Source organism: Aquisalimonas lutea, from assembly GCF_030409225.1.
Lineage (GTDB): Bacteria > Pseudomonadota > Gammaproteobacteria > Nitrococcales > Aquisalimonadaceae > Aquisalimonas > Aquisalimonas lutea.
The window spans coordinates 1023283-1049763 of record NZ_JAUFPK010000001.1 but is presented as its reverse complement, the minus strand read 5'-3'; the positions used below and the strand labels follow the sequence as shown (position 1 = coordinate 1049763).

The 26481-nt window shown below is 69.5% G+C and carries 22 protein-coding genes and 1 other RNA gene; 15 read left to right on the top strand and 8 right to left on the bottom strand.

The window, feature by feature from the left end; translation table 11 throughout:
- The first annotated feature begins 34 nt into the window (after positions 1–34).
- From ssrS to QWY84_RS04925, 8 genes are all read left to right on the top strand, one after another.
- Positions 35–223, top strand: a non-coding RNA gene (gene ssrS / locus QWY84_RS04960) — 6S RNA.
- 37 nt (positions 224–260) lie between these two features.
- Positions 261–719 (top strand): EVE domain-containing protein, encoded by a 459-nt coding sequence (locus tag QWY84_RS04955; protein WP_290201341.1) that lies wholly within the window; start codon positions 261–263, stop codon positions 717–719.
- A gap of 97 nt (positions 720–816) precedes the next feature.
- The gene (locus QWY84_RS04950; protein WP_290201340.1) at positions 817–1764 is read left to right on the top strand and encodes a glucosaminidase domain-containing protein; all 948 of its coding nucleotides are present in this window, start codon (positions 817–819) and stop codon (positions 1762–1764) included.
- A gap of 158 nt (positions 1765–1922) precedes the next feature.
- Positions 1923–3530 carry an OapA family protein gene (locus tag QWY84_RS04945; protein ID WP_290201339.1) on the top strand — a complete coding sequence of 536 codons (1608 nt, stop codon included), beginning with the start codon at positions 1923–1925 and terminating at the stop codon, positions 3528–3530.
- Positions 3511–4527 carry a DMT family transporter gene (locus tag QWY84_RS04940; RefSeq protein WP_290201338.1) on the top strand — a complete coding sequence of 339 codons (1017 nt, stop codon included), beginning with the start codon at positions 3511–3513 and terminating at the stop codon, positions 4525–4527. Before QWY84_RS04945 ends, QWY84_RS04940 begins: the two co-directional genes overlap by 20 nt.
- Positions 4528–4541: 14 nt before the next feature.
- On the top strand, positions 4542–5087 hold the full coding sequence (locus QWY84_RS04935) for a Slp family lipoprotein (protein ID WP_290201337.1): 546 nt from the start codon (positions 4542–4544) through the stop codon (positions 5085–5087).
- A 19-nt stretch (positions 5088–5106) separates the two neighbouring features.
- Positions 5107–5595: a Slp family lipoprotein gene (locus QWY84_RS04930; protein ID WP_290201336.1), complete on the top strand. Its 489-nt coding sequence runs from the start codon at positions 5107–5109 to the stop codon at positions 5593–5595.
- 77 nt (positions 5596–5672) lie between these two features.
- Positions 5673–7985 (top strand): Tex family protein, encoded by a 2313-nt coding sequence (locus QWY84_RS04925; RefSeq protein ID WP_290201335.1) that lies wholly within the window; start codon positions 5673–5675, stop codon positions 7983–7985.
- Here the strand turns inward: QWY84_RS04925 and QWY84_RS04920 are convergent, their stop codons facing one another.
- Complete coding sequence (locus tag QWY84_RS04920) at positions 7986–8651, bottom strand: Fe2+-dependent dioxygenase (RefSeq protein ID WP_290201334.1); 666 nt, start codon at positions 8649–8651, stop codon at positions 7986–7988. It lies immediately after the preceding gene.
- Between the two features lie 87 nt (positions 8652–8738).
- Here QWY84_RS04920 and QWY84_RS04915 point away from each other — a divergent pair, with 87 nt between their 5' ends.
- The gene (locus QWY84_RS04915) at positions 8739–9593 is read left to right on the top strand and encodes a 4-helix bundle domain-containing protein (protein ID WP_290201333.1); all 855 of its coding nucleotides are present in this window, start codon (positions 8739–8741) and stop codon (positions 9591–9593) included.
- Between the two features lie 74 nt (positions 9594–9667).
- On the opposite strand, the gene ilvA is transcribed toward QWY84_RS04915, so the two are convergent.
- Positions 9668–11182: a threonine ammonia-lyase, biosynthetic gene (ilvA, locus tag QWY84_RS04910; RefSeq protein ID WP_290201332.1), complete on the bottom strand. Its 1515-nt coding sequence runs from the start codon at positions 11180–11182 to the stop codon at positions 9668–9670.
- A gap of 215 nt (positions 11183–11397) precedes the next feature.
- Between ilvA and rpiA the strand changes: the two genes are divergently transcribed.
- Entirely contained in the window at positions 11398–12066 is a 669-nt protein-coding gene (rpiA, locus tag QWY84_RS04905; RefSeq protein WP_290201331.1) for a ribose-5-phosphate isomerase RpiA, read from the top strand.
- Between the two features lie 11 nt (positions 12067–12077).
- Here rpiA and QWY84_RS04900 read toward each other — a convergent pair whose 3' ends face one another.
- Positions 12078–13589, bottom strand: a complete 1512-nt coding sequence (locus QWY84_RS04900; protein ID WP_290201330.1) for an NAD(P)-binding protein — start codon at positions 13587–13589, stop codon at positions 12078–12080.
- A 168-nt stretch (positions 13590–13757) separates the two neighbouring features.
- Here QWY84_RS04900 and QWY84_RS04895 point away from each other — a divergent pair, with 168 nt between their 5' ends.
- Together QWY84_RS04895 and QWY84_RS04890 are read left to right on the top strand one after the other, a co-directional pair.
- Entirely contained in the window at positions 13758–14954 is a 1197-nt protein-coding gene (locus QWY84_RS04895; protein ID WP_290201329.1) for an FIST signal transduction protein, read from the top strand.
- A complete protein-coding gene (locus QWY84_RS04890; RefSeq protein ID WP_290201328.1) occupies positions 14951–16165 on the top strand; it encodes a diguanylate cyclase domain-containing protein in 1215 nt (404 codons plus the stop codon). Before QWY84_RS04895 ends, QWY84_RS04890 begins: the two co-directional genes overlap by 4 nt.
- Before the next feature lie 45 nt (positions 16166–16210).
- Here the strand turns inward: QWY84_RS04890 and QWY84_RS04885 are convergent, their stop codons facing one another.
- The 4 genes from QWY84_RS04885 to QWY84_RS04870 form a co-directional block, all read right to left on the bottom strand.
- Entirely contained in the window at positions 16211–16711 is a 501-nt protein-coding gene (locus tag QWY84_RS04885; RefSeq protein ID WP_290201327.1) for a CoA-binding protein, read from the bottom strand.
- A gap of 62 nt (positions 16712–16773) precedes the next feature.
- Entirely contained in the window at positions 16774–17955 is a 1182-nt protein-coding gene (locus QWY84_RS04880) for an ABC transporter substrate-binding protein (protein WP_290202681.1), read from the bottom strand.
- Positions 17942–19702 carry a chloride channel protein gene (locus QWY84_RS04875; protein ID WP_290201326.1) on the bottom strand — a complete coding sequence of 587 codons (1761 nt, stop codon included), beginning with the start codon at positions 19700–19702 and terminating at the stop codon, positions 17942–17944. Before QWY84_RS04875 ends, QWY84_RS04880 begins: the two co-directional genes overlap by 14 nt.
- Positions 19703–19831: 129 nt before the next feature.
- Positions 19832–21664, bottom strand: coding sequence for a chloride channel protein (locus QWY84_RS04870; protein ID WP_290201325.1), 1833 nt, complete (start codon positions 21662–21664; stop codon positions 19832–19834).
- Positions 21665–22067: 403 nt separating this feature from the next.
- Here QWY84_RS04870 and pbpG point away from each other — a divergent pair, with 403 nt between their 5' ends.
- Positions 22068–22988 (top strand): D-alanyl-D-alanine endopeptidase, encoded by a 921-nt coding sequence (gene pbpG, locus QWY84_RS04865; protein WP_290201324.1) that lies wholly within the window; start codon positions 22068–22070, stop codon positions 22986–22988.
- Between the two features lie 88 nt (positions 22989–23076).
- The gene (locus QWY84_RS04860; protein WP_290201323.1) at positions 23077–23478 is read left to right on the top strand and encodes a DUF4168 domain-containing protein; all 402 of its coding nucleotides are present in this window, start codon (positions 23077–23079) and stop codon (positions 23476–23478) included.
- A 109-nt stretch (positions 23479–23587) separates the two neighbouring features.
- On the opposite strand, the gene QWY84_RS04855 is transcribed toward QWY84_RS04860, so the two are convergent.
- Positions 23588–24835, bottom strand: a complete 1248-nt coding sequence (locus QWY84_RS04855; RefSeq protein WP_290201322.1) for a DEAD/DEAH box helicase — start codon at positions 24833–24835, stop codon at positions 23588–23590.
- Between the two features lie 276 nt (positions 24836–25111).
- Here QWY84_RS04855 and QWY84_RS04850 point away from each other — a divergent pair, with 276 nt between their 5' ends.
- Positions 25112–26404, top strand: a complete 1293-nt coding sequence (locus tag QWY84_RS04850; RefSeq protein ID WP_290201321.1) for an ATP-grasp domain-containing protein — start codon at positions 25112–25114, stop codon at positions 26402–26404.
- The last annotated feature ends 77 nt before the right edge of the window (positions 26405–26481 follow it).

The following is a 26481-nucleotide window of genomic DNA, read 5'->3' as shown; positions in this document are numbered from 1 at the left end:
CAGTACCGCCGCATTGCCCCCAGTATGGAGGGCGACACCCCTGCGGCGTTCGACAGCGGTCACAGCTATTCCTTGACCCTCAATTGAATCGCCAGGGGAATTGACGTAGCAGCGGTCCGGTGCGCATGTCCGCCCTGGTGCGGAAAGCCTAAGGCGTTGCTCGTCCTCCCCACCTGAACCTCAGGGTTCAAGGGGCGATACCGCACGGCGTAGCGGGGGTGTCCCCTTTCTTTCTGGTGTCCCGCCCCGGAGCACGACGGATGCAGTACTGGCTGATGAAATCCGAGCCGGACGTGTTCGGCATCGACGATCTCGCCGCCGCCCCGGACCAGACCGATCACTGGGACGGCGTCCGCAACTACCAGGCGCGCAACATGATGCGCGACCGGATGCGCCTCGGCGACCAGGTCTTCTTCTACCATTCCAATACCAAGGTCCCCGGTATCGTGGGCATCGCCGAGATCGCCCGGGAGGGCTACCCGGACCATACCGCGTTCGACCCGAACGACCCGCACTACGACCCCAAGAGCGACCCGGACCGCCCGCGCTGGTACATGGTGGACCTGCGCTTCGTGCGCAAGCTCGCGCGCACCATCACGCTCACCGAGCTCAAGGAGCGCCCGGAGCTCGCCGACATGCCGCTGGTCCGCAAGGGCAACCGCCTCTCCGTGATGCCGGTCACCCCGGAGCAGTGGCAGTTCATCCTGTCCCTCGAGTAGCTCCGCGTTCCGTGAACCAGCTCCCGGACAGCTGCCGAGCCCTGCCGCACGCTGTGCGGTAGATACGCGACGCCACACCAGCCTTCAGGAGAGATCCGTGACCGGTAACCATCCGGATGCCGCCACTGTGTCGCCGCTCGACCCGCGCGTGCTGACCCTGGCCGCAACGCTGGCGGCCATGCTGGCCGGCATGTACGCGGGCTGGCAGGCCATCCGGGACCTGGAGCCCGCGCGTCACGGCGCGGCCGCCGGCCCGGCGCTGACCCCGATCACGGCGCACTCGGCCGAGCAGCTGGCCGACCGCCTCAATGCCCTGGGCTATGACTGGCCGCCCGGCGGCCCGGTGCCGCGCATCCACGTGCGCGCGTTCCCCCACGATCTGGACACGCTCTCCGTGGATCGGCGCAAGGCTGTCTTCTTCCGCAGCATCCTGCCCCTGGTCCTGCGCGAGAACGCCGGGCTCCGCCAGCAGCGCGGGCGCCTGCAGGGCCTCCTGGGCTCCGGCGCGCTGCCGCCCCCGGACAGCCCTGACGGCCGTTTCCTGCAGCGGATGCAGGAGCGTTTCCGGGTCTCCGGCGACCCGGGCGACGCCGAGGTCCGGCGCCGGCTGCTGCGCCGCGTCGATACCGTACCGCCGGCGCTGGCGCTGGCGCAGGCCGCCAACGAGAGCGGCTGGGGGACCTCCCGCTTCACGCGCGAGGGCAACAACCTCTTCGGCGAGTGGACGTATCAGCCCGGGGAAGGCATGATGCCGGCACGCCGCGAGGAAGGGGCCACACACCGGGTGCGGGTGTTCGCCGACCTGCAGGCATCGGTGCGCGGATACATGCACAACCTCAATGCCGGCAGCGCGTACGCGGAGTTGCGCCGTCGGCGCGCACGCGCCCGTGCGCAGGGGGGCACGCCGGACGGGCTGGACCTGGCCGGCGGGCTGCTCCGCTACTCCGAGCGCGGCGAGGCCTACGTCCGGGAGATCCGCGCCATGATCCGGCAGAACGATCTGCATCGGCTCCCGGCCCTGGAACTCGCGGACACCCGTCCATAACCCGGCGACAGGCGCAGGCGCCCTGTCTCCAAAGACCAACAAATTGAGATAGTTGCGCAGCATTTTCTTTTGAGTTTCTGAAGTAGCTGTTATACGGTACTGAAACATCGCCACGCGCGCGGACAGGGCCGCGCCGGCACGACTGCCCGGGGGAAACGTTGCAGAAGCGTAACGCAGAACAACAACGTCGCGACGACATCATCGGCTCCCGACGACGACGGCTCCGCTGGTGGCTGCGGCCGGTCCCCCTGCTGGTCGGCGGCCTCGGGCTGTCCCTGATCGCGGCGGGCCTCCTGGGGGCTGGGGGCACCGAATCGGACTCCGCCGAAGAGTCCCGCACCACACGCATCGAGGTGCCGATTCCCGGAACGGAGGCGGCTGATGCGGCAACGGAGGCCGCGATTCCGGCGGACTCCGCAACGGTCCTGGGGGCCGGCGGCAGCGTGGAGCCCATTGATCCGCCGCCGCCCATCACGGCGGACGCCGAAGGCGGTACGGCCAGATCATCGGCCGACGACACCGGCGAGGCGCAGCCCTCGGCGCAGGATCCATCGGCGTCGGTTGCGGCGGCGGTGCCGCCGCAACCGGCAGGCGATGCCGCGGCGACCGAAGCGGCCGAGACCAGTGACGAGACAGCGCCGCACGAGGGCCCCGGCTGGGAATCCATCACCGTGCGCTCCGGGGATTCCCTGGCGGCGATCTTCGACCGCGCCGGCCTGGGCGCCGGAGAGCTGCACCGCCTGATCAACGCCGACGAGCGCACCAGCGAGCTCGAGCGCATCTACCCGGATGACGTCATCCGCTTCCGGGTCGAGGACGACCGCCTCCTGGGCCTGCGCTACCCCGTGGACCAGACGGAAACCCTCGTGGTCACGCGGGAGGAAGACGGCTTCCGTGTCTCCATGGAGAGCAAGGCCGTCGAGACCCGCGTCGAGCACGCCAGCGGCACCGTGAACCGGTCGCTGTTCCTGGCCGGGCTGGAGGCGGGGCTCAGCCACGGGCAGATCATGCGCCTCATGGGGATCTTCGAGTGGCAGGTGGACTTCGCCCGCGAGGTGCGCTCCGGGGACTCCTTCTCGGTCGCCTACGAGAGCTACTACGTCGACGGCGAGCACGTGCGCGACGGACCGATCCTGGCGGCGCGCTACGTCAACCGGGGGCGGCAGATCGACGCCGTGCGCTACACCGATCCGGACGGCAACACGGGCTACTACAACCCGCAGGGCGAGAACCTGCGCAAGGCGTTTCTCCGGCGCCCGGTGCAGAACGCCCGCATCAGCTCCCACTACAACCCCAATCGCAAGCACCCGGTGCTCGGCGTGCGGCGACCGCATCTGGGTACCGACTTCGCCGCGCCGCCGGGAACCCCGGTGCGCGCGTCGGGCAACGGGCGCGTCGTGCACGTGGGCCGCAAGGGCGGCTATGGCCGCGCCGTCATCATCGAGCACGCCAACCGCTACCGCACCCTCTACGCCCACATGTCGCGGTACGCCAGCGGCATAGATGTGGGCACGCGGGTGGAGCAGGGCCAGACCATCGGCTATGTCGGCGCCTCGGGCCTGGTCACGGGGGCTCACCTGCACTACGAGTTCATCGAGAACGGCGTCCATCGCAACCCCATGCGGGTGGAGCTGCCCAACGGCGACCCCGTGGCCGAGGCCCACATGCAGGACTTTCGCTCCCAGGCGGAACCGCTGGTGGCACAGCTGGACGACATGAGCGACGGCGAGCAGCAGCTGGCCATGCGTGACAACGAAGGCGAGTAACGCCCCGGACGTACGCGCCACCACCGCCGGAGTCGATCCACCCATGCCGGACAACCCGTCGCTGTCGTCACGGGCGGCGCTGACCCTGCTGATTGTCGTGATCGTCCTGTGGGGCACCAACTGGCCGGTCATGAAAGTGGGGCTGGAATACATTCCGCCGCTGCTGTTCACCAGCATGCGCATGCTTCTGGGCTGCCTGTGCATGATCGCCATGGCCTGGGTGACGGGCTACCTGCGCCTGCCCCGGGCGGGTGAGTGGAGCCTGATCCTGGGCGTCGGCCTGGTCCAGATGGCCATGTTCCTGGGGCTGGTCACCATCGCGCTGCAGTTCGTCCCCGCCGGCCGCTCGTCCATTCTCGCCTACACCACGTCGCTATGGGTGGTGCCGCTGGCCGCCCTGACCCTGGGGGAACGACTGAACCGCCTGCGGCTGGCCGGGTTCGTCCTGGGCATCGGCGGCGTGGTGGTGCTGTTCAATCCGTTCGGATTCGACTGGTCGGACCCGTACGTGGTCATGGGCAACGGCCTGCTGCTTGTCGCCGCCCTCTGCTGGGCGCTGCTCATCGTGTTCGTGCGCGCCCGCAGGCAGCAGGGTCCGCCGCTGGCCCTGGCGCCGTGGCAGTTCGCCGTTGCCTCCGTGGTGCTTGTGCCCGCGGCCGTGGTGACGGAAGACGTCGGGCGGGTCGCCTGGAGCGATCCGACGCTGCTGGCGATCCTCTTCTACAACGGCCCCATCGCCACCGCCTTCGCCTTCTGGGCCATCATCTCGGTCACCCGGACCCTGCCGGCGGTCACCACCTCCATCGGCAGCCTCGGGGTCCCGGCCTTCGGGCTCACCGCCTCGACCCTGGTGCTGGGCGAGCAGCTCACCGGCACCAACGTCGCGGGCCTGCTGCTCATCGCCACCGGCGTGGCCATGGTCACCCTGTCGGAAAAGAACGGCGGCGGCGAACCTGCAGCCGCCGCCGCGGTCTCAGATACTGAGGACCACGCCTAGGGAGTACGTTCGCCATGCGCCCGCTGCTGCCGCTTGTCCTGTTCGTCGCTGCCGCGCTCATCGGGTGCGCCAGCACGCCCGAGACCATCCCGGAACCGGCCGCCGGCAGTCCGGATCCGGCCCAGGTCCGCTCCCACCCCGAACGCTACAACGGCCAGCAGGTGCGCTGGGGCGGCACCATTGCCGGGGTCGAGAACCGCGAGGACACCACGCTCATCGAAGTCGTCGCCCGGGAGCTCGACAGCCGCGGACGGCCGCGCGCGAGCGATCGCAGCCCCGGCCGCTTCCTGGCGGTGGTGGACGGATTCCTGGATCCGGCGATCTATGCGGCCGACCGCAGCCTCACGGTCACCGGAACCGTTGCCGGCACCGCCGTCCGCCCGGTGGGCGATCACGACTACACCTACGTCCGCGTGGAAGTGATCGGGCACCACCTCTGGCCCCGGGAGTTGGCGGAGAGCTACGCCGATCGGCGGCACCGCTACCCGCCGCCGTACTACTATGACCCGTGGTACGATCCCTGGCACCCGTACCATCGCGGCTGGCCGTATTACTATTGAGCCCATCGAGGGACCACCCATGCGCCTGGCATCTCTGCTGCTGATCGCTGTCACGCTGGCCGCCGGCTGCGCCGGTACCGGCCCGGGGTTCGACACCGAGGGCGTCAGTCGCGACCTCGAGCCGCGGCAGGCCGCGCGCGACGGAATCACCGACCGGCGCGTGCTCTGGGGCGGGACCATTCTCGCCACCGTGCCCCAGGAGGAAACCACGCAGGTGGAGATCCTGGCCTACCCCCTGGACAGGGGCGAGCGGCCGCTTACCGACCGTGACTCCCGGGGGCGCTTTCTCGCCGTCACCGACGGCTTCCTGGAACCCGCGGATTACGCGGAGGGCCGCGAGGTCACCGTGGTCGGCACCCTGGACCAGACGCAGACGGCGACCATCGGCGAGGCGGAATACCACTACCCGGTGGTGGACACCGAAACGATCCATCTCTGGCCCCGCGAGACGGCGCGCCGCAGCGAGCCGCGGGTCCACTTCGGCATCGGTATCGGCATCATCAACTAGTGTCTTGTGAACACGCCCCGCGATCGCTGCCCCCTCTGGTAGCATAAGCGCCTGGCTCGCTGCTTTCGTGGACCGCCATGCCCGATACCCTGACCCGCCGCCTGTCCGAGGAGCTCAGCGCACGCCCCGAGCAGGTCGCCGTTGCCGTCCGGCTTCTGGACGACGGCGCCACCGTCCCGTTCATCGCCCGCTACCGCAAGGAGGCCACCGGCGGGCTGGACGATACGCAGCTGCGCCAGCTGGAAGAGCGGCTGGTCTACCTCCGGGAGCTGGACGAGCGCCGCGACACCATCATCCGCACCATTCGCGAGCAGGGCCAGCTCACCGACACCCTGGAGCAGGCCCTGCGGGCGGCGGACACCAAGACGCGCCTGGAAGACCTGTACCTCCCCTACCGCAGGAAGCGGCGCACCCGGGGACAGATCGCCCGCGAGGCGGGCCTGGAACCCCTGGCCCGCAGCCTCGTCGCCGATCCGTCGCAGGACCCTCTGGCCCGGGCCGCGCCCTACGCGGACCCGGACAGCGATTTCGCCGACGCCGAATCCGCCCTCAACGGCGCCCAGGCCCTGCTGGCCGAGGAGGCGGCGGAGGACCCGGACCTGGTGGGCCGGCTCCGCGAGCACGCCTGGCAGCACGGGGTGCTGGTCTCGGAGGTAGCCCCGGGACAGGAGGAGGCCGGCGCCAAGTTCGCGGACTACTTCGCCTACCACGAGCCCCTGCGCCGCGTGCCGTCCCACCGGGCCCTGGCGCTGCTGCGCGGGCGCCGGGAAAAGATCCTGCGGCTGTCCATCCGCATCGACGGCGACACCCCGGGCCCGTGCCAGGACCAGGTGGCCGGCTACTGGGGCATCCGCCACCAGGGGCGCCCCGGCGATGACTGGCTCGCCGCCCTGGTACGCCACACCTGGCGGGTAAAGATCTACACCCGCCTGGAGACGGAGCTGCTGGGGCAGATGCGCGAGCAGGCGGAAGCCGAGGCCATCCAGGTCTTCGGCCGCAATCTCAACGACCTGCTCCTGGCCCCGCCGGCCGGCAGCCGCTGCGTGCTGGGCATCGACCCGGGTATCCGCACCGGCTGCAAGGTGGCCGTGGTCTCGGCGACGGGCAAGCTCCTGGAGACCGCCACCATTCACCCGCTGCCGCCGAGCAACGCCTGGGAGGCAGGCGCCGCCACGCTGGCCGCTCTCGTGGAGCGCCACGCCGTGGACATGGTCGCCGTGGGCAACGGCACCGGCTCCCGGGAAACGGAGCGCCTGGCCCGGGAGGCCGGCAAGCGGGCGGGGGGCGCACAGCCCCAGGTGGTCATGGTCTCGGAGGCGGGCGCCTCGGTGTACTCGGCCTCGGAAGCGGCGGCCCGCGAGTTCCCGGACCTGGACGTGAGCCTCCGCGGCGCAGTCTCCATTGCCCGGCGTCTCCAGGACCCGCTGGCCGAGCTGGTGAAGATCGACCCCAAGGCCATCGGCGTCGGCCAGTACCAGCACGATGTCAGCCAGAGCCGCCTGGCCCGGACGCTCGACGCCGTGGTGGAGGACTGCGTCAACGCCGTGGGCGTGGACGCCAACACCGCCTCGGTGGCGCTGCTGGCCCGGGTCGCCGGGCTGAGCACAGCGGTCGCCGAGCGCCTGGTGGCCCACCGGGACGAGCACGGCGCCTTTCCGGACCGCCAGGCGCTGCGTCGGGTACCGCGCCTGGGCGAGAAGACGTTCGAGCAGGCCGCCGGCTTCCTGCGGATCCACGACGGCGTCCAGCCCCTGGACCGCTCGGCGGTTCACCCGGAAGCCTACCCGGTAGTGGAGCGCATCCTGCGCAGCCACGGTCGGCGCCTGGACGAGGTCATCGGCGACAGTGCCTTCCTGGGCTCGCTGCGGCCCGCGGACTACACGGATGACCGCTTCGGCGAGCCCACCGTGCGGGATATCCTGGCCGAGCTGGACAAGCCCGGCCGGGATCCGCGCCCCGTCTTCCGCACGGCGAGCCTGCGCGAGGACGTGGCCACCCTGGACGACCTGAGCCCGGGCATGCGCCTGGAGGGGACGGTGAGCAACGTCACCAACTTCGGCGCCTTCGTGGATCTGGGGGTCCACCAGGACGGCCTGGTCCACATCTCCGCCATGAGCCGCCAGTTCGTGCGCGACCCCCGGGAGGTGGTGCGCCCCGGCGACGTCGTCACGGTCAAGGTGCTCAGCGTCGACCCGCGGCGCAAGCGCATCGCCCTGACCATGCGCCTGGACGACCCGCTCCCCGAGGACGATGCGGCGGCCAGCACCAAGGCAGAGAACACCGGGGCAGCGAAGGCGGGCAGCCGCAAGGGGAAGACCAAGGCCGAGGCGCAGGACAGGCCTGCCGAGGGCAGCCTGGCGGACGCGTTCCGCGCGGCGCAGCGGAAGTAGTCAGTCCTCCGCCCAGAGGCGCAGGAGATTGCTGCGGGTCTTGAGGGTAAGATCCAGAGCTGCAGCTGCCTGGCCGTCGCTGCCCCGCAGCGCTTGGGCACTGCGATCAAGATCGAACAGGATCTCCCGCTTGGCCGGGTCGCGAATGTAACTGCGCAGCCAGCCAACGACCACGACACGCCGCCCTTCGCTGACCGGCTCCACCCGGTGCAGCGTGGTGGCCGGATACAGCACCATGCTACCGGCATCTAGCTTGAAGCGGCGTTCGCCCGCCGGGTCGTCGATAACCAGCTCGCCGCCGGCATAGGCCTCCGGCGGCGTCAGGAACAGCGTGAACGAGACATCCGTGCGCTCGCCGCGCATGAGGGCGTCGTCCACATGGTTGCCGTAGGTCATGCCGCTGTCGTAGCGACTGAGCAGCATCCGCACCACGTTGCGCGGACGGGCGGCGGACTGCACCAGCTCGTTGCCCAGAATCGCCTCTTCCGCCTTTCGCAGCACGCCGGTGACCAGCTTGCTGCTGCCGCCCTGCAGGTTGTGCTTGCGCTCACGGGCCTGCCAGCCGGCGGTCGCCTTGCCGTCGACGAACAGATCATCGCGGGCGCTGACTTCCTGGATGGAGGTCAGTGTCTGCTGCGACAGGACATCAGCGATCTGTAGAAGCATATTGTCACTAGGATTGCGAATCGTTCGCAATGAGGCTACCTTCGGTCCGTGCCAGAAGCAACCGCGACAGCAAGAGGAGCGTTCACCATGGAAACGAAGCACAAGATCTGGGTCGGAATCGGAGCGGTGCTGGCCAGCGGCTCCGCGCTGCACGCCGCCGCCGACATGGACAGCGCCCACAGCGCACTGGAAGTGGATGCCTCCGTGCTGGTCGCCTCCTCTGGTGAGGCTGGTGAGGCTGGTGAGGCTGGTGAGGCCGGCGAAGGTGGCGAGGGCGGTGAAGGCGGCGAGCAGGCCGGTGCCGCCGCTGCGGTAAGCGATGATACGGCGTACCGGAGCCAGCTCGCCCTGGTCCGCGGGCACCTGCTGGTAGGCATGGAGCTGTACCGGGAGAACGCCGTGGAGGCCGCGAAGACGCACATGAAGCATCCCGAGGACGAACTCTACGCGGGCCTTGTGCCGGCACTCGAGGCGCGGAATGCGGAGGGTTTCGCCGGTGAGCTCGAGGAACTCGCGCAGCGGGTCGAGGCCGGCGCCCCGGTGGCGGAGGTCGAGAGCGCCTACGAGGACGTCATCGAGGCCGTGGGCGCCGCCGAGGACGCCGCCGGCGACCCGGATGCACGGGGGCTGGCGCAGGTCATCGTCAACCTGGTGACGACCGCCGCGGAGGAGTACGACATCGCCGTGGGTGACGACGGGGCCGTGACCAATGCCCACGAGTACCAGGATGCCCTCGGCTTCGTCCGCATCGCCGGGCAGCGGCTCGACGATCTCGAGGCCATGCTCGGCGCGGATGACGAGGTGGTCGCGGAGATGCGCTCCCAGCTCGAGGGGCTGGAGTCCGCATGGCCGAGCCTGGTCCCGCCGGACAGCGTCGCCACGGAGCCGGCGCGCCTGTACGCCGCGGCGTCGCGGCTGGAGCTGGCCGCCTCGTCGCTCTGACGCGGGCCGGCTTCGGCCGGCATATCCCTCCAGTGTCCTGCAACCCGAATTCGTTGGATTCGGGTTGCAGGACACTAGCTCAGGAACAGCTCGTACGCCGGATTGCCGGTCTCCTCCACGTACTGATAGCCCACCTCGTCCAGGAACGCATCGAACCGCTCGCCGTGCTCGGGGGGCACCTGGATGCCCACGAACACCCGGCCGTAGGCGGCGCCGTGGTTGCGGTAGTGGAACATGCTGATGTTGAAGCGCCGCCCCAGCCGGTTGAGGAACTGGGTCAGCGCCCCCGGGCGCTCCGGAAACTCGAACCGGAACACCCGCTCGTGTTCCACCAGGTGCCCGTGACCGCCCACCATGTGGCGCAGGTGCACCTTGGCCATCTCGTTCTCGGTGAGATCCAGGACCGGGTAGTCCTTGCTGCGCAGGTCGGCCACCAGGTCGTCCTTCTCCTGGATACCGTCGCTCAGTGCCAGCCCCACGAACACGTGCGCCTGCTGCGGGTCCGAGAAGCGGTAGTTGAACTCGGTCACGGAGCGCTTGCCGATGGCCTGGCAGAACTGCCGGAAGCTGCCCGGCCGCTCGGGAATGGTGACCGCCAGCACCGCCTCCCGGTGCTCGCCCACCTCGGCGCGCTCGGCGACATGGCCCAGCCGGCTGAAATTCATGTTGGCGCCGCTGTTGATGGCTACCAGGTTCTCGCCCTCGACGCCGTGCTCCTCCACGTACTTCTTCAGCCCCGCCACGGCCAGCGCCCCGGCCGGCTCCATGACCGACCGGGTGTCGTCGAAGATGTCGCGGATGCCGGCGCAGATCTCGTCGGTGTTGACCAGGATCACGTCGTCGATGTGCTTGCGCAGCACCCGGAACGTCTCCTTGCCGATCTGGCGCACGGCGACGCCGTCGGCGAACAGTCCCACCTGTTCCAGCTGCACGCGCTTGCCGGCCTTCAGGGCCGAATGCAGCGTCGGCGCATCCTCGGGCTCCACGGCGATGACCCGGACATCCGGGCGCAGTTGCTTGACGTAGGTAGCCACGCCCGCCGCGAGCCCGCCGCCGCCCACGGGCACGAAGATCGCGTGCAGCTTGCGCGGATGCTGGTGCAGGATCTCCATGCCCACGGTGCCCTGCCCGGCGATGATGTCCGGCGCATCGTAGGGCGGAATCCAGGTCAGGCCGCGCTCCTCCATGAGCTTGGTGGCGTGGGCCGCGGCCTCGTCGTAGCCGTCGCCGTGGAGCACCACCCGGCCGCCCAGCCGGCGCGCGGCATCCACCTTGATGGCCGGCGTGGTACGGGGCATGACGATGGTGCCCTTGATCCCCAGCCGCTTCGACGCCAGCGCTACGCCCTGGGCATGGTTACCCGCCGAGGCGCAGATGACGCCCTTGGCGCGCGCCTCCTCCGGGAGCAGCGAGATCATGTTGTAGGCGCCCCGGAGCTTGAAGGAAAACACCGGCTGGAGGTCTTCGCGCTTCATGAGCACCTGGTTGCCCAGGCGGGCGGACAGGGCCGGAGCCGCGTCCAGCGGCGAGTTGATGGCGACGTCGTAGACGCAGGCGGTGAGAATGCGTTCCAGATAGGCCTGGGTCATGAATATCCCGTTGTTGTTACATGCTGTGTCGGCCGTGATCAGCTCGCCGAGGGGCTGACAGTGTCGACCCGCCGGGAGCTGCTGTCCAATGCGCTACCGTAAAAATCCTCCAGTCTATAGGTCGCTCCTGCCGCGGCAAAGGACCGACTTCAAGCACTCCCCGTGACGGCGTACCATGGGGCCGGGCGCAACACGCACAGCGAGGGCAACCATCCATGACCGCAGACGCGGACAAGCGGGCCGCCGCCGAGGCCGCCCTGGACTACATCGAGGCGGACTCCGTCATCGGCGTAGGCACGGGCTCCACGGTGAACCACTTCATCGAGCTCCTGGGCCAGCAGCGCGAGCCGGTGCGGGCGGCGGTGTCCAGCTCCGAGGCCTCCACCGGCCTGCTGCGCCGGGCGGGCATCGAGGTCATGGACCTCAACGAGGCCGGGCCGCTGGACGTCTACGTGGACGGCGCCGACGAGGCCACCCGGCACCTGGCGCTGATCAAGGGCGGCGGCGGCGCCCTGACCCGGGAGAAGATCGTCGCCGGGGCCAGCCGGCGGTTCGTCTGCATCGCCGACGACGGCAAGCTGGTGGGACGCCTGGGGACATTCCCCCTGCCCGTGGAAGTCATCCCCATGGCGCGGAGCTTCGTGGCCCGGGAGATCATCCGCCGCGTCGGCGGGCAGCCGGTGCTGCGCGAGGGCGTCACCACGGACAACGGCAACGTCATCCTGGATGTCGGCGGCCTGGGGATCGACGAGCCGGTCGCCGTCGAGCGCACCCTGAACGACATCCCCGGCGTGGTCACCAACGGCCTGTTCGCCCTGCGCCCTGCGGACGTCCTGCTGCTGGGCGGCGACGGCGGCGTGCGCACCCTTCACCGCAACGCCTAGGGCCCCGTGCCCTAGACGAAGCCCTCGGGCATCATGTCGCCGCGTGTCTCCGGGTACTGCGCCGCAGCCACGCGCAGGTACAGGGGCAGCTGGTCGCGCCGGTGGGGCAGGAACACATTGGCCTCGTCCTCGCGCCATACCCCCCGCAGGCGCTTGGCGATATCCAGGGACACCGCCATGATCTCCTGGTGCAGGCCCGCGCCCTGGGTCCAGCCGCCGGTGTAGTACAGCGCGTTCACGCCCTGCTGCTGATGCAGCCACTGCTGGGCCTGCCGGGACTGCCGGGAGACCATGTTGTGGCGGAACCACGACACCGCGGGCACGGCCGGCCCGTCCGGGTCGGCGGGATCCGTCACCTGGCGAACCCGGTCCCTCCGCACCCCCTGCAGCGGCGACTCGCTGACGAACGGCGGCTGCGCGACGTCCCGGCCCTGGTGCATGGCGCAGACGTAGTTGATGGTGTACGGGCGCAGCAGGTAACGATCCTCCGGATAGATCACGATGTTGTACGTGCGCCATTGCTCCGGGTCCGGCGGCATGACGGCCTCGTCGTCGTGCCACAGGGCCAGCGACGAGAAATAGCGGAACGACGACAGCACCCGCGCCACCCCGCCGGGGAGGCCGCGCTCGACGACCCGGCCCACGTCGTCGGCATGGACCGCGAGAACCACCGCGTCGAAGTACTCGCTCTCCTCCCCTCGTGCCGTGCACCACCGCACCCGGGCGCCGTCGCCGGCATCCGCGTCCACCCCCGGCCGGGTTCCGGTGAGGAACCGGACCCCGCGCCATGCCAGGTACGCCCCCAGCCGGTGAATCCAGTCGCTGGCGCCGTTGACGAAATACTTGCGATCCGGGTCGGGCATGGACTGGCCCAGCATCCCCTCCTGCAGGGAGTAGTACGACATGACCCCGAGGATGGGCATCTCCGAGGGATGGCGGTCATCCATGAAGTACATGCCGTTGATGCGGGCATAGAGGTTGTAGACGGCGAAGTCGTCGCTGTAGCCCTGCTCGCGGACGAACTCGCCCACCGTCATGTCCTGGTAGTGGTCCGGGTGGTTCAGCACCCGGGCGGCACCGTCCACGGCGAACCGGTGCCAGTCCTCGGCGATGCGCTCGAGAAACGGCGAGGCCGGCTCCTTGAGATCGGCGTCGGTGTAGCTGATCTCCGGCCCCTCCTGGCCGCGCGGGGTATACCAGCAGGTAGTATTCAGGAGATTCGCCGTGGCCACCCGGAAGGGGAACGCCCCGTCCACGCAGGTCGCATCCAGGGTGGCCAGGATGTCGTCCATGAGGGTATAGGTCTTGGTGTTGAAGTCGTTGACGCCGAGGTCGCCGAACGGCTGCCGGAACGGCTCGCCGCCGTAGACGGAGCGGGCGTTGCCGCCCAGGGTGGACGCTGCGTCGAACAGGGTGCACTCGAAGCGGGCGTGGCCATCCTCCGACTCCCGGCCGTGCAGGTAGTAGGCAGCGGACAGACCGCCGATTCCGCCGCCGATGATCGCGATGCGCTTGCTCCGCATGATGCGCTTCCCTCCCTGGTGCCGGACCCGGTCCGTCGTGCGAATGTGTGATACTGCCCGCATTGCATATGGCGCAACGAGCATTACGATACCAGAGGTTCCAACGTCAAGGTGCGGCGGGCCGTGCTCACGCACGGACGCCGCCCATCACGCTCACGGACGATAACCATGCATGCCGGCGTAGCATACTGCGAGGACTCCGACAGCTTCACCGCCGGCTACGAGGCCGTGCGCCAGGCCCTGGACCGCTGCCCGGCATCGCGGTGCGACCTGGTGGTGATCTTCTCCACCGCGCTCCACGACAGCGAGCACATCCACGCCGGCGTGCGCCGCGCCGCCGGACCGCGGCCGCGGATCATCGGCGGCGACGCCGTGGGGGCGCTGACCAACACCGAGCTGGGCTACGGCGGCTATCAGGTGGGCGTCGCGGTCCTCGCCTTCGATGGCGACGGCGCCGGCATCCTTGCCGAGGGCGACCTCGCCGACCAGGAGGAGCGCATCGGTCAGGCCCTGGGCAGGCAGCTCGCCGACGGCCGGCACGAGCGCCCGAGCGTCCTGCTGTACGATTCCGTCAACCGGCGCTCCGGCCGCATGAAGCTCAACATGGCCACGCCGCTTCTCGCGGGCATGCACGCGGAGGCCGGCGTACTGCCGCAGCTGGTGGGCGCGGGCCTGTGCGGGGACATGACCGGCTCGCCGACGCGCCAGATCATCGATGACACGGTGCGCGACCAGACCGCCATCGCCCTGACCTTCCCCGATGACGTGCGCATGCACACCACCATCCTGCACGGCTGCGAGCCGGCGAGCGACTACCGGACCGTCACGCGCGTTGACGGGGCCACCGTGCTGGAACTGGACCACCGCCCGGCGGTGGAGGTGACCCAGGAGCTCCTGGGTGCATCCCTGCCGCTGGACAAGTACGGCTTCTTCGTCACCCTGGGCATCAATACCGGCGACCCCTGGGCGCCGTTCGACGAGTCGGCCTACGTCAACCGGCTCTGCCTGAAGGTCGACCGCGAGCGCGGCGGCCTGGTCATGTTCGAGCCGGATATCGAGGCGGGCTCCCGGGTGCAGTTCATGCACCGCAACGTGACCATGTATTCCATCGCGCCCCGCGTCGAGGACGTCTTCCGCCAGGCCGCCGGGCGGCGCCCGGCATTCGCCCTGTACATCGACTGCGGCGGCCGCGCCGCCGCCTACGCGGGCATGGAGGAAGAGGAGGCGGCCATGGTCCAGCGCGCCGTAGCCGACCGCGTGCCCCTGCTCGGCTTCTACTCGGGCGTGGAGATCGGGCAGGTACAGAATCGCCCGCGGCCGCTGGACTGGACCGGCGTGTTCTGCCTGTTCAGCGTTGCATCATGAGCGACGGAAGCGACACCCGGCCGGATGCCGGCGAGCTGGCCCGCCAGGTGGCCTACTACCGCGAGCGCAACGAGGCGCTGGCCGCGACGCTGCTGCAGACCGACGCCGCGCTGTCGTCCCAGCGCCATGAGCTTGAGCAGAAGCGCCGCGGGTTCTCGCTGCTGGCGCGGCTGACCGGGGCCATGAGCACGACCGGGGACGACGAGCTGCAGGCCTTCCGCGACGCGGGCGCGGAAATCAATCCCGCGCTGGCCATGCAGCGGACCGTCGTGCTGATCCCCCAGGACGACGGCCGGTTCCGGCCGGCCGTCGTGTTCGGCTATCCGCAGGAACAGGCGACGGCCATCGGCGCGCAAGCCCGGGAACTGCCCGCACAGCTGCTGCAGCCGGATACGCCGGCGGTGCTGACCAAGGCCATGGATGACCCGGCACTCGCCGACGTCGCGGAGTGGTTGGAGGTACCGTACTTCGTGGCCGCCCCCGTGGTGGTGGAAGACAACGTCGAGGCGGTGCTGCTCACCGGCCGCACGCTGGAGCGCAATCCGTTCATGCCGCGTCTCGACCAGGGCGACGCCGAGACCGTGCAGGCCATTGCCACCTTCCTGGCGACGCTTCTCTACCAGAGGCGCGTGTACGAGCTGCGGACCATCGTCAACCACGACGTGCTGACGGGACTGCCCAACCGCCGGCTGGTCCGCAGCCGTCTTCTGCACGCCATGGTCCTTGCCCGCCGGGAACACTGCCAGGTCGCCGTCCTGTACCTGGACCTGGACGGGTTCAAGGAGATCAACGACACCATGGGCCACGCCGTCGGCGACGCCACGCTGCGGAACATCGCGCGGCGCCTGGAAGGCTGCACCCGGGAGACGGACACGGTGGGCCGCATCGGCGGCGATGAATTCCTCGTCGTGCTGCCCGCCGTCGACCACGCGCAAGCGGCGACACGGGTGGCCGAGGACATGCTGGCGACCCTCGCCCACCCGGTCCGATGGCGGGACACCGAGCTCCGCGTGGGGGTGAGCATCGGCATCGCCCTCTATCCCGACCACGTCCCGGACCGCATGGACGACGAGGCCGGCGAGGCGGACCGGCTGATCCGCCGCGCCGACGAGGCCATGTACCAGAGCAAGAGCAATGGCAGGAACGGCTATTGCTTTGCCCACCCGCCGACGGCCGAAGACCCGGGCGGTGCTCAGACGGAGCGCCGCTAAGGCCTGTCACGAGCCTTTCGGGAAGAAACCTTCCCGCGGTCGCCCTCAGCGCGTATTGCCCACGGCCAGGTTGAACCACGCGATGCAGCGGTGCGCGGCATCCACGGGCGCCACGAACTGCATCGGGCAGCTGCCGGTGATCACGGCGATACCGGCCCTGCGCGCCTTGTCCGCGCCCTCGGCGGAGACACTGCCGTTCTTCTCGGAATCGGCCCTGCCGATGCGGGGGTTGGTGCCCATCTTGTTGTGCATCCAGATCCGGGGCACGCCCAGCGCAATGCATTCATCCACCAGCTCCCGGGTCACATCGGGCCGGGTCGCCAGCATGACCCCGTCCAGGGGTTCCGGCACGGCGGCCAGGCCGGACAGGCAGGCCATGCCGTCGATCTCGTCGGCGTCCGGATGAACCGGGTAGACCGTGTAGCCGGCGCCGTCGAGCTGCCGGGCAATGGCATTGCCCGGCGTCATCCGGCTGCGGGACAGGCCCACCACCGCGATGGTCTTCTGTGCCAGGAAATCCCGGATCAATTGTCGTTGCCCACCCATCTTTCTTGTCACCTTGCCTGCGTGAAAAAACCAGTATGCGGGAGACCGCCGCGAAAACCACCCTACTCCGCCGATTCCGACGCCGCCTCCGCGGTCCGTTCCTTCCACTCCGCAAGCCAGGCGTTGAAGCGCTCGTTGATGCGGTCGTGCACGCTGGCGTACCAGCTCTCGTCCTTGCGTACGGCTCGCCGGGAGTTGAGCGGATGCGTCGGGATATGCAGGCGCATGTCGATTCCCGTCGTCGCATGCGTGGTCACCTGCTCCGCAGCCGAATGCCTTGCCGGACCATAGGGCAGATGACGGGCGAATGCCGCCAGGCGATCGCTGCGGGTGGCGAACCGGATGAACGCACGGGCGGCGTCCGGGTGCTCCGCGTTCCGCGGGATCGCCCAGGTTTCGAACTCGCGGATCTGGGCATCCCAGAGAATCTCGATGGGGGCGTCCTCGTTGACCATGACATCGAAGAAACGGCCGTTGTAGCCGGAGGCCATCACCACCTCGCCGTCGGCGAGAAGGCGCGCCGGCTCCTCGGGCGCGTCCCACCAGCGCACCGCATCACCGAGGCTCGCCAGCCGCCGGAAGGCGAGCCGCAGGCCTCTGCGGGTACTGAGCAGCTCATAGAGCTCTTCCAGGGGGACGTTGTAGGACAGCAGCGCCCACTCCAGGTTGGCCGTCGGCGCCCGCTGCAAGGCCCGCGGTCCCGGGAAGCGTTCCCGATCGAACAGGTCGCCGATGGCGGTGGGGCGCCGGCCGGGGAAGGCCGTGCGGTCGTAGGCCACCACGGTGGCGAACACCGTATGCGCGATGGCGCACTCGGTCAGCGCCCCGTCCAGGAAGTCCCGGCGCGGCGGCGTCCCTTCCGGGCCCGGCCGGAGCATCCCGGGATCCAGGCGCTGGATCAGGCCCTCCTCGCACGCCGCCAGGGCGTCGCTCATGGTGAGATCCACCACGTCCCACGGCGCGTGCTCGCTGTCGGCCTCGCTGCGAAGCTCCCGGAGCCCGCCGCTGTAGCGCTCCACCCGCACCTCGATGCCGGTGGCCTCCGTGAACGGATCGAACCACGTCTCACGCTGGGCCTCCTCGTAGGCACCGCCCCAGCTGAGCACGGTGATCGAGCGCTCCTCCTCCGCTTCCGCGGGCATCGCCGTCAGCAGCAGACCGGAAACGCACGCGCGCACCGCGCCGAGCACACCCTGGCCCGGTACCCACCGCGCCCGCCGAAGCCATCGCCTATCCCGAACCATGCTCCTCACGCCGCAGCTCTTCCGTCTTCTCCATGTAGGCACGCGTCAGTGCCGCCTCGTAGATCACCCCGAGGAAACGCCGGGACGCCGTGTCCTCGACAACCGCGATGGCCTCGCCGGCGAACTGCTGCAGCTCGCCCATGGCGTCCCAGACGGAGGCATCCCGGGGCAGCAGCGGGCGGTCGGGGTCGATGTACTCGCGCACCGGGCGCTCGGCGGCGCCGTCCTCGGATGCCGCCGTCAGCCGCGCCAGCGTGACCGTGCCGCAGTAGCGCTGGCCGCCGTCCACCAGGTAGCCCTCGCCGTGACCGGCATGGCTCATCCGCGTCACCGCCTCCGCCAGCGGCGTCTCCGGCGCCAGGACAACGCAATGATGCGATAGATGAGGCGCGATCCCCAGATCCTGCAGCATGGCCCGGCTGCGCCCGGCGGACAGATCCAGCCCGTTGTTGCGCATCTGGATGTCGAAAAGGGAGCGGCCGAACAGCTGCGCGCCGATGGGGTTCGCCAGCGCGATGCTCGCCATGGCCGCCATGGCGAGGACGTAGTTGCCGGTGAGCTCGAAGACGATGAGCAGGCTGGTGATGGGGGCCCCGATTACCGGGGCCGTGACGGCGACCATGCCGCAGATCGCGTACACCGCCAGCGTGGCCCCCTGGCCATCGGTAACCAGGCCGATGACCGTGCCGCAGAGCGCCCCGAACAGGGTGCCCACCACCAGCGCCGGGCTGAACACGCCGCCGCCGAACCCCATGCCGATGCACAGCGCCGTGGCCAGCACCTTCAGCACCAGGACCAGCACCAGCTCGGGCCCGCTGAAGGCGCCCGCAATGGTGGCCAGGCGCAGGGTTTCCTGGCCCATGCCGAGAATGTCGGGCACCCACAGGGCGGCGACGCCCAGCGCTGCGCCCGCCACGGCCGGACGCACGAGGGCGGGCACGGGCAGCCGTCGCGCCAGGCGCCCTGCTCCCAGGATCGCGTGGATGTAGGCGCCGGCGACCACGGCCCCCAGCGCGCCGATGACCAGGAAGGCGCCGAACTCCCAGACATGGGGCACCCCGGTCTCCGCCACGTGGAACAGGGCATCGCGCTCCAGCACGGCATCCGCAAGGACGTGGCCCATGATCCCGGCCGCCGCCACGGGCGCGAACGCCCGCAGGGCGTAATGCCTGAGCACGACTTCGTGGGCGAACACGATGCCGGCCAGGGGGGCATTGAAGGCGGTGGCGATCACCGCCGCCACGCCGGCCGCGATGGCGATGTTGTCGGCTGAGCGCCCGGCCTGCAGGAAGCGCGCGAACAGGGAGCCGAAGCTCGCCCCCATGTGGACCAGAGGGCCGTACTGACCGACCGACGCCCCGCAGCCCAGGGAGACGAGCCCGCTGCAGGCCGACAGGATCCCGGCGCGGGCCGGCAGGCGGCCGCGGCGGGTCTGCACCGCGGTGATCACGTCCGCCGGTGAGTGGGGCCGGCGCTCGGGGATGAACCGGTGCAGCACGCCGACGATCAACCCGCCGACGGCGGGTACGGCGATGGTCACCACCATGAGCCAGTCCGCGGGACGGAACAGCATCCGGCTGCGCGGCGAGATGAGGAATACGTCGTTGAGCCAGTGCACGACCCAGACGAACCCCAGGGAAAGCAGCGAGGCAACGCCGCCCACGGCGGCACCCAGCAGTGCCAGCAGCAGAACCGACGAGATCGATCCCATGACATGCGGCGAGGGAGAATCATCCAGGTACGCCATGTGCCCCCGCGTCGCCCGACGAGCTTTTGATTGCGTCTTCTTGTTTCGTCCGGTGTGCCGGTAACCCGCATCGTAGCAGTGATCAGAACAGACCGGGAACGGCCACCGACGGCGCGGCCGCCGGTGGCGCTATTCCAGCAACTCGGCGCTGTCCCCGGCCGCCCGCGCCACTTCCCGCGACGTAAGCACGCCGATGAGGTCCTCGCGGCGGTGCGAGTGGCGCCGGGCGGTCACCAGCGCGACATCCGCATCCTTGATGCGCAGCCCGCGCATGATCACGGGCCAGCGCGTATCCCCCGTGGCGGAGAAGACGTTGCGGTCGATCACGGCGTCCGGATCGATGTCGCGCAGGAGGTAGACCAGCTCCGGGCGGGCGATGCCGATAATGCGGTCGTTGTCCGCGACCACCGTGTAGCGCGGCCCCTCGCCGGGACGATACGCCAGCTGCCAGTCCCGGAGCTCGCTGACGTCCACCACCTGGAAATCCGTCGACATCATATCCTCGGCCTTCTTGCCGCTGGACACCGGCGACTCCAGCCCCTGGGGCACCGCCGTGCCGCGGCGCGCGAGCTTCAGGGTGTAGATGCTCTCCGGGGTCAGCCACACGCGCACCACGCACGCCAGCGCCACCGTGGTGATAATGGGCAATATGGCGCTGTAGTCCCGGGTCTGCTCCACGAGCATGGTGATCGCGGTGAGCACGGCACCGGTGGTGCCGCTGACCATGCCGGCCATGCCGGCGACGGCGAAAACCACCGGCTCGATTCCGGTCCCCGGGAAAACCCAGGCGAAGAAACCGCCGAACGCCCCGCCCAGGGTGGCGCCGAGGAACAGCGACGGCGAGAAGACCCCGCCCGAGGCACCGGAGCCCAGGGTCAGCGTGGTCGCCAGGAGCTTGGCGGCGAACAGCGCCACCAGCAGCATCGGGTCGGCGAGGGCGCCGCGCAGGACGTCCATGATGGTGGCATAGCCGACGCCGGCGACGTAGTAGTTGCCCAGCAGGCGCAGCATGGCGTACATGAGCACGCCCACCGCGAGCATCCCGCACACGTGCCGCAGGTACTCGTTGGTGAAACTCCGGCGGAACCCGTCCTCCATCCAGTACAGACTGCGGATGAACAGCGTCGACGCACCCCCCACGAGGAGCCCGAACGGCACGCACAGCGCCAGGGTGTACAGGTTCACGAGATGGTCCGCGAAATGGGCGATCCGGGGCACGTCGAACGACGGCGACAGCCCGCTGTACAGCCGGCCGATATAGGTCGCCATCACCGTGGCCATGGCGACCAGCGCCACGGTGTGCGCACTGATCGACACCAGCAGCAGCTCGATGGCGAAGGCCAGCCCCCCGATGGGTGCGTTGAACGTGGCCGCGATGCCGGCGGCGGCGCCGGCGCCGATGAGCGTGATCCGCTGGCGGGTCGGCATGCGCGTCAGCTGACCCAGCGTCGATCCGAACGCCGAGCCGATCTGGATGATGGGCCCCTCGCGCCCCACGGAACCGCCGGTACCCACCGAGATCGCGGATGCCAGCGACTTGGCGAGAACGACCACGGGGCTGATGTGACCCCGTCGGTGATAGATCGCGCCGAGCACCTCGGGGACCCCGTGCCCCCGGGCCTCGGGCGCCATGGTGCGGGTGATCCAAGTCACCGCGACGGCGCCGGCCACCGGTACCAGGATCACCAGCGCGCCCAGCGGGCTCGGCTCGATGTGGGCGTCCGGATCGTACGTCAGCGCGAACTGGCCGTAGAAGAAGATGTTGTGGAACAGCGCAATGATGGATCGGAAGGCGATGGCACCGAAGCCGCCGAACACGCCAACGGCCAGGGCCAGCAGGAACATGGCGTACACCGGGAGCGGCTTGTCCTCTTGTGCCAGGGGCCCGGTAGGCGGGCGGAACACGTGGCCGAATTCGTGGTCGTCGTCGTCACCGTCGCTCTGCGATCCGTTGCGGGACACGGGTGCTGATATCCTCCTGTTCCAGAATACCTCAAGGGCCTGTCGACGGCCTCCCGGCGCGGCGTTGCCACCCGCAATCGCGCGAGGCAAGGCGCGAGGAGCGGAGTCCAGACGAGCCCGGATGAGCGGCGTGCGACGCTGCCCGGCGCGATGGCGGGCACGGCCCGAAGGGCCGGGGCCGTGTTCCCGCAGTGCGGTGTGTCGCTTCGCTATCGCGGGAAGTGCCAGCCAGCCCTAGTATGTATAGGCCCGGACGTCTGTTGCAAGGGTGCCCGCGGCAACCCGCCGATCCGGCGACCGCGAGCCGCCCGATCCCGCGCCGCGGTGGCGACCATGTACTTGACGGGCTTGCGGCGTTGCCGCTGAATAAGGCGGATTCATCCCCGGCCGAATGGAAGGAACAATGCCCCGGCTCATCGTGCCACTCCTTGTCGTCACGTTGCTCATTGCCGCACCTGCGCACGCCGCGCAACCCGCTGCTCTTCCGGTGCCCGAGGCCCGCGGCAATCCGCCGCAACTGGCCTCCGTGCACGCTGCCGTGGGGCCCGTCGACAGCGACGGGACCTGGCTCGCGAAACGGGCGAACACGGCGGTCCCCATCGCGTCGCTGACCAAGCTGATGACCGCCCTGGTGGTCATGGACGCCGGGCAGGCACTGGACGAGTGGCTGACCGTCGTCGAGCGCACGCAGGAAGCCGAGAACAACGCCTACTCCCGGATCCGCATCGGCTCCGAGCTCACCCGGGAGAACCTGCTGCGCCTGGCGCTGATGTCCTCGGAGAACCTCGCCGCCCACGTGGTCGCCAGTCACTACCCGGGCGGGCGTGAGGCCTTCATCGGCGCCATGAACGACAAGGCCCGCGAGCTGGGCATGTCGGCCACGCACTTCGTCGACCCCAGCGGGCTTTCCCCGGACAACCGTTCCAGCGCCGCCGACGTACTGACCCTGGTCCGCGCCGCCTACCGCCACGAGGCCCTGCGGCGCCTGTCCACGACGTCGTACTATAGCGCGCGCTTCCGCTCCCCGCCCTACACCCTCGGCTACGGCAATACCAATGCGCTGATCAGCAATCCGCAGTGGCCGGTGATGCTGAGCAAGACGGGCTATCTCGACGAAGCGGGGCGCTGCCTGGCCATGGTCACGGAGATCAAGGGACGGGCCGTGGCCATGGTTTTCCTCAACTCCCGCGGCACCCGCAGTCCCCTGGGCGATGCCGGGCGCACGCGGCGCTGGCTGACCACCGGCGAGGCCGGCAGTGTCGCCCCCGCGGCGCGCAGCTACGAGCGGGAGGAGGCGGCGCGGCTCGAGCAGGAAGGCTCCTGACGCTCCCCCGCTCCGGACGCGCGTGACGTGTGGCCGCAAACATGGCATGTTGCCCGCGGGTACGTTGCGAGACGAGGAGAACAACACGATGCACAACAAGCCATCACTGCACCTGGCCCTGGCGCTGACCGCGGGGCTGTTCCTGGGGACCGCGAGCACGGGGGTGCTCGCCCAGCAGGATGACATTTACGAAAGCGAGGTCGCGAGGAGTGCCGACATCTCCGGCAGCGATCTGAGCGATGCGGACCTGGAGGCATTCCTCCATGCGGCCGGCCAGGTTCAGTCGATCCGCGCGAGCTACGCGGAGATGATGCGGGAGGCGGAAGACGCCGAGGAGCGCGCAGATCTGCGGGACAACGCCGTGGCCGACATGACTACGGCGATCCAGTTCTCCGGCATCGACGTGGAAACGTACCGCGCCATCGGCTATCTCGCCCAAAACGACGACGAGGTCGAGGAACGCCTCGATCGCGTGGCGGCGAACCTGTAGACCCCGCACCGCGCCCGCGGGGGCGTGTCGACACGCCCCCGCGCTGGCCACAAGCAAAAAGCGCCCGGTCGGGACCGGGCGCTTTTTCGTGAAGCGGTGGCGATGCCCGTCAGCCGCGTCCGGCACCCGCGCTGCGGCGCCCGCGGGGCTGACCCCGCCCGTTGCCGTTGCCGGGCCGCCGGCCGGCAGGCTTCTTGAACAGCGGCTCCGGCTTCTCCGAGGGATCCGGCTCGAAACCGGCGACGACGCGCTTGTCGATGGAGCGCGCAATACGCTTCTCGATGCCCTTGAGCAGCTGCAGCTCGTCCACGCACACCAGCGACACCGCGTGCCCCTCGTGACCCGCCCGGCCCGTGCGGCCGATGCGGTGGACGTAGTCCTCCGCCACGTTGGGCAGCTCGTAGTTGACCACGTGGGGCAGCTGGTCGATATCCAGCCCCCGGGCCGCGATATCGGTGGCCACCAGCACCCGCACCCGGCCCTTCTTGAACTGGCTGAGCGCCCTGGTGCGCGCGCCCTGGCTCTTGTTGCCGTGGATGGCGGCGGAATCGAGACCGTCCTTTTCCAGCTGCCCGGCCAGGCGGTCGGCGCCGTGCTTGGTGCGCGTGAACACCAGCACCTGGCGCCAGTCGCCCTCGCGGATCAGGTTGCTTAGCAGCTCGCGCTTGCCGCCGCGACTGACCGGATGCACCGTCTGGGTGACGATCTCGGCGGCGCTGCTGGTGCGCTCGACTTCCACGTGGGTCGGCGAGTGCAGCATGCCCTGGGCGAGCTTGTTGATCTCGTCGGAGAACGTCGCGGAGAACAGCAGGGTCTGGCGCTGCTTCGGCACGGCCGCGATGATCTTGCGGATGTCGTGGATGAAGCCCATGTCCAGCATGCGGTCGGCCTCGTCCAGCACCAGGGTCTCCACCCCGGAGAGGTCCACCGTGCCCTGGCGCATGTGATCCAGCAGCCGGCCCGGGGTTGCCACGAGGATATCCACGCCGCGGCGCAGGGTCTGGATCTGCGGCTGCATGCCGACGCCCCCGAAGATGGTCGCGGACTTCAGCGGCAGGTGGCTGCCGTAGGTCTTGACGCTCTCCTGGACCTGCGCCGCCAGCTCGCGGGTCGGCGTCAGGATCAGCGCCCGCACCGGGCGCCCCTTGCCGTCGGGGCGGCTGTCCATCAGCCGGTGCAGCATGGGCAGGGTAAAGCCGGCGGTCTTGCCGGTGCCCGTCTGGGCAACGCCGATGACGTCGCCGCCCTGGAGGATGGCCGGGATGGTCTGGGCCTGGACGGGGGTCGGGGTGTCGTAGCCCTGGTCGCTGACCGCACGAACCAGCGCGGCCGAGAGGCCGAGTTCATTGAAAGACATGGATGTGGTAACTCCGTTGGTGCCTACCCGCCGGCCGCAGGCGCGGCTGGTCCGGGACCCGGTTGAGGCTGGAAAAAAGCGAATTCGGGTAGGCCCTGGAAGGAAAACCACGAAAGCCGGATGCGAACCGGAGCGCATCAACGCTGCGGACTATACCAGAAACGCCGCGGGATGATACCCCGCCGTGACGCGGCAGCGCCCGCACGGCCTTGATTCCGTCGGCGAGCGACTTTATCTCCCTGAATAACCGAACAAGATTGCAGGGAGGTGGCCACCATGGCCAACACCAACGTATTCGTTTTCGGTCTCAACGAGTTCAACCGGCGCAAGCTGGAGAACATTCGCGGCAGCGAGAGCATCACGTTCCACAAGCTCCTGGACCGCTCCGAGCTCACGGAGCGCATGCACTACCCGATCCAGGAGATCCTCGACCATGCCCGGCAGCGCCTGCGGGCGTTCTCCGGCTCCGTCGACGGCATCATCCACTACATCGACTTCCCGGTGAGCACCATCGTGCCGATCCTGGCCCGGGAGTTCGGCCTGCCCTCGGCGTCCCTGGAGGCCGTGCTCACCTGCGAGCACAAGTACTGGGCACGGGTGGAGCAGGCGAAGGTCACGCCGAAGAGCACGCCCCCCTTCGCCGCCTTCGACCCGTTCGACGACCAGGCCCTGCAGCGGCTGGAGCAGGAAGTCGGCTACCCGTTCTGGATCAAGCCGGTCAAGTCCTTCTCGTCGTACCTGGGCTTCCGCGTGGACCGGCCCGAGGACTTCCATGCCGGCATCCGCAGGATCCGCGCCGAGATCAGCCGCTTCCGGGAGCCGTTCGACTACCTCCTGGACCAGGTGGAGCTGCCGCCGGACGTGGCGGGCGTGGGCGGCGGCCACTGCATCGCCGAGGGCATCATCGACGGCCACCAGGTGACGCTGGAGGGGTACGGCTTCAACGGCAACATCCATGTCTACGGCGCCATCGACTCCAAGCGCCATGCCAACCGCTCGACCTTCGGCCGCTACCAGTACCCCTCCGCCCTGCCCACCCGGGTCCTGGAGGGCATGGAGGCGATCACGCGCCGGTTCCTGAGCCACATCGGCTACGACAACATGCCCTTCAACGTGGAGTTCTTCTGGGACGCCGAGCGCGATCGCATCTGGCTGCTGGAGGTCAACACGCGGATCTCGGAGTCCCACTGCGACCTGTTCGAGAAAGTGGACGGCACGTCCAGCCACGAGGTCGCCGTGGACCTGGCGCTGGGCCGTGAGCCGCGCTTCATCAAGGGCGACGGCGCCTACCCCGTCGCCGGCAAGTTCTTCCTTCGCACCTACGGTGACGCCCGGGTGGAGCGCATCCCCGACGAGGCCGAGATCCGCCGGGTGGAGCGGCAGGTGCCCGGCACCACCATCCAGGTCCAGGTCGAGGAGGGCGGCCGGCTGTCCGCGCTCATGGACCAGGACAGCTACAGCTTCTGCCTGGCGCTGGTGTTCATCGGCGGCAGGGACGAGGACGACATCGTGGCGAAGTTCCATCAGGTCGAGAACGCGCTGGACTTCCGCCTGGGGCAGGCCGCGTGACCGGCCCCGGGGGCATCCGCCCCGCTCGCACAGGCGGTGTCCGGGGATTGTGCGCTCCTTCTCGCAAACGTTCCGTC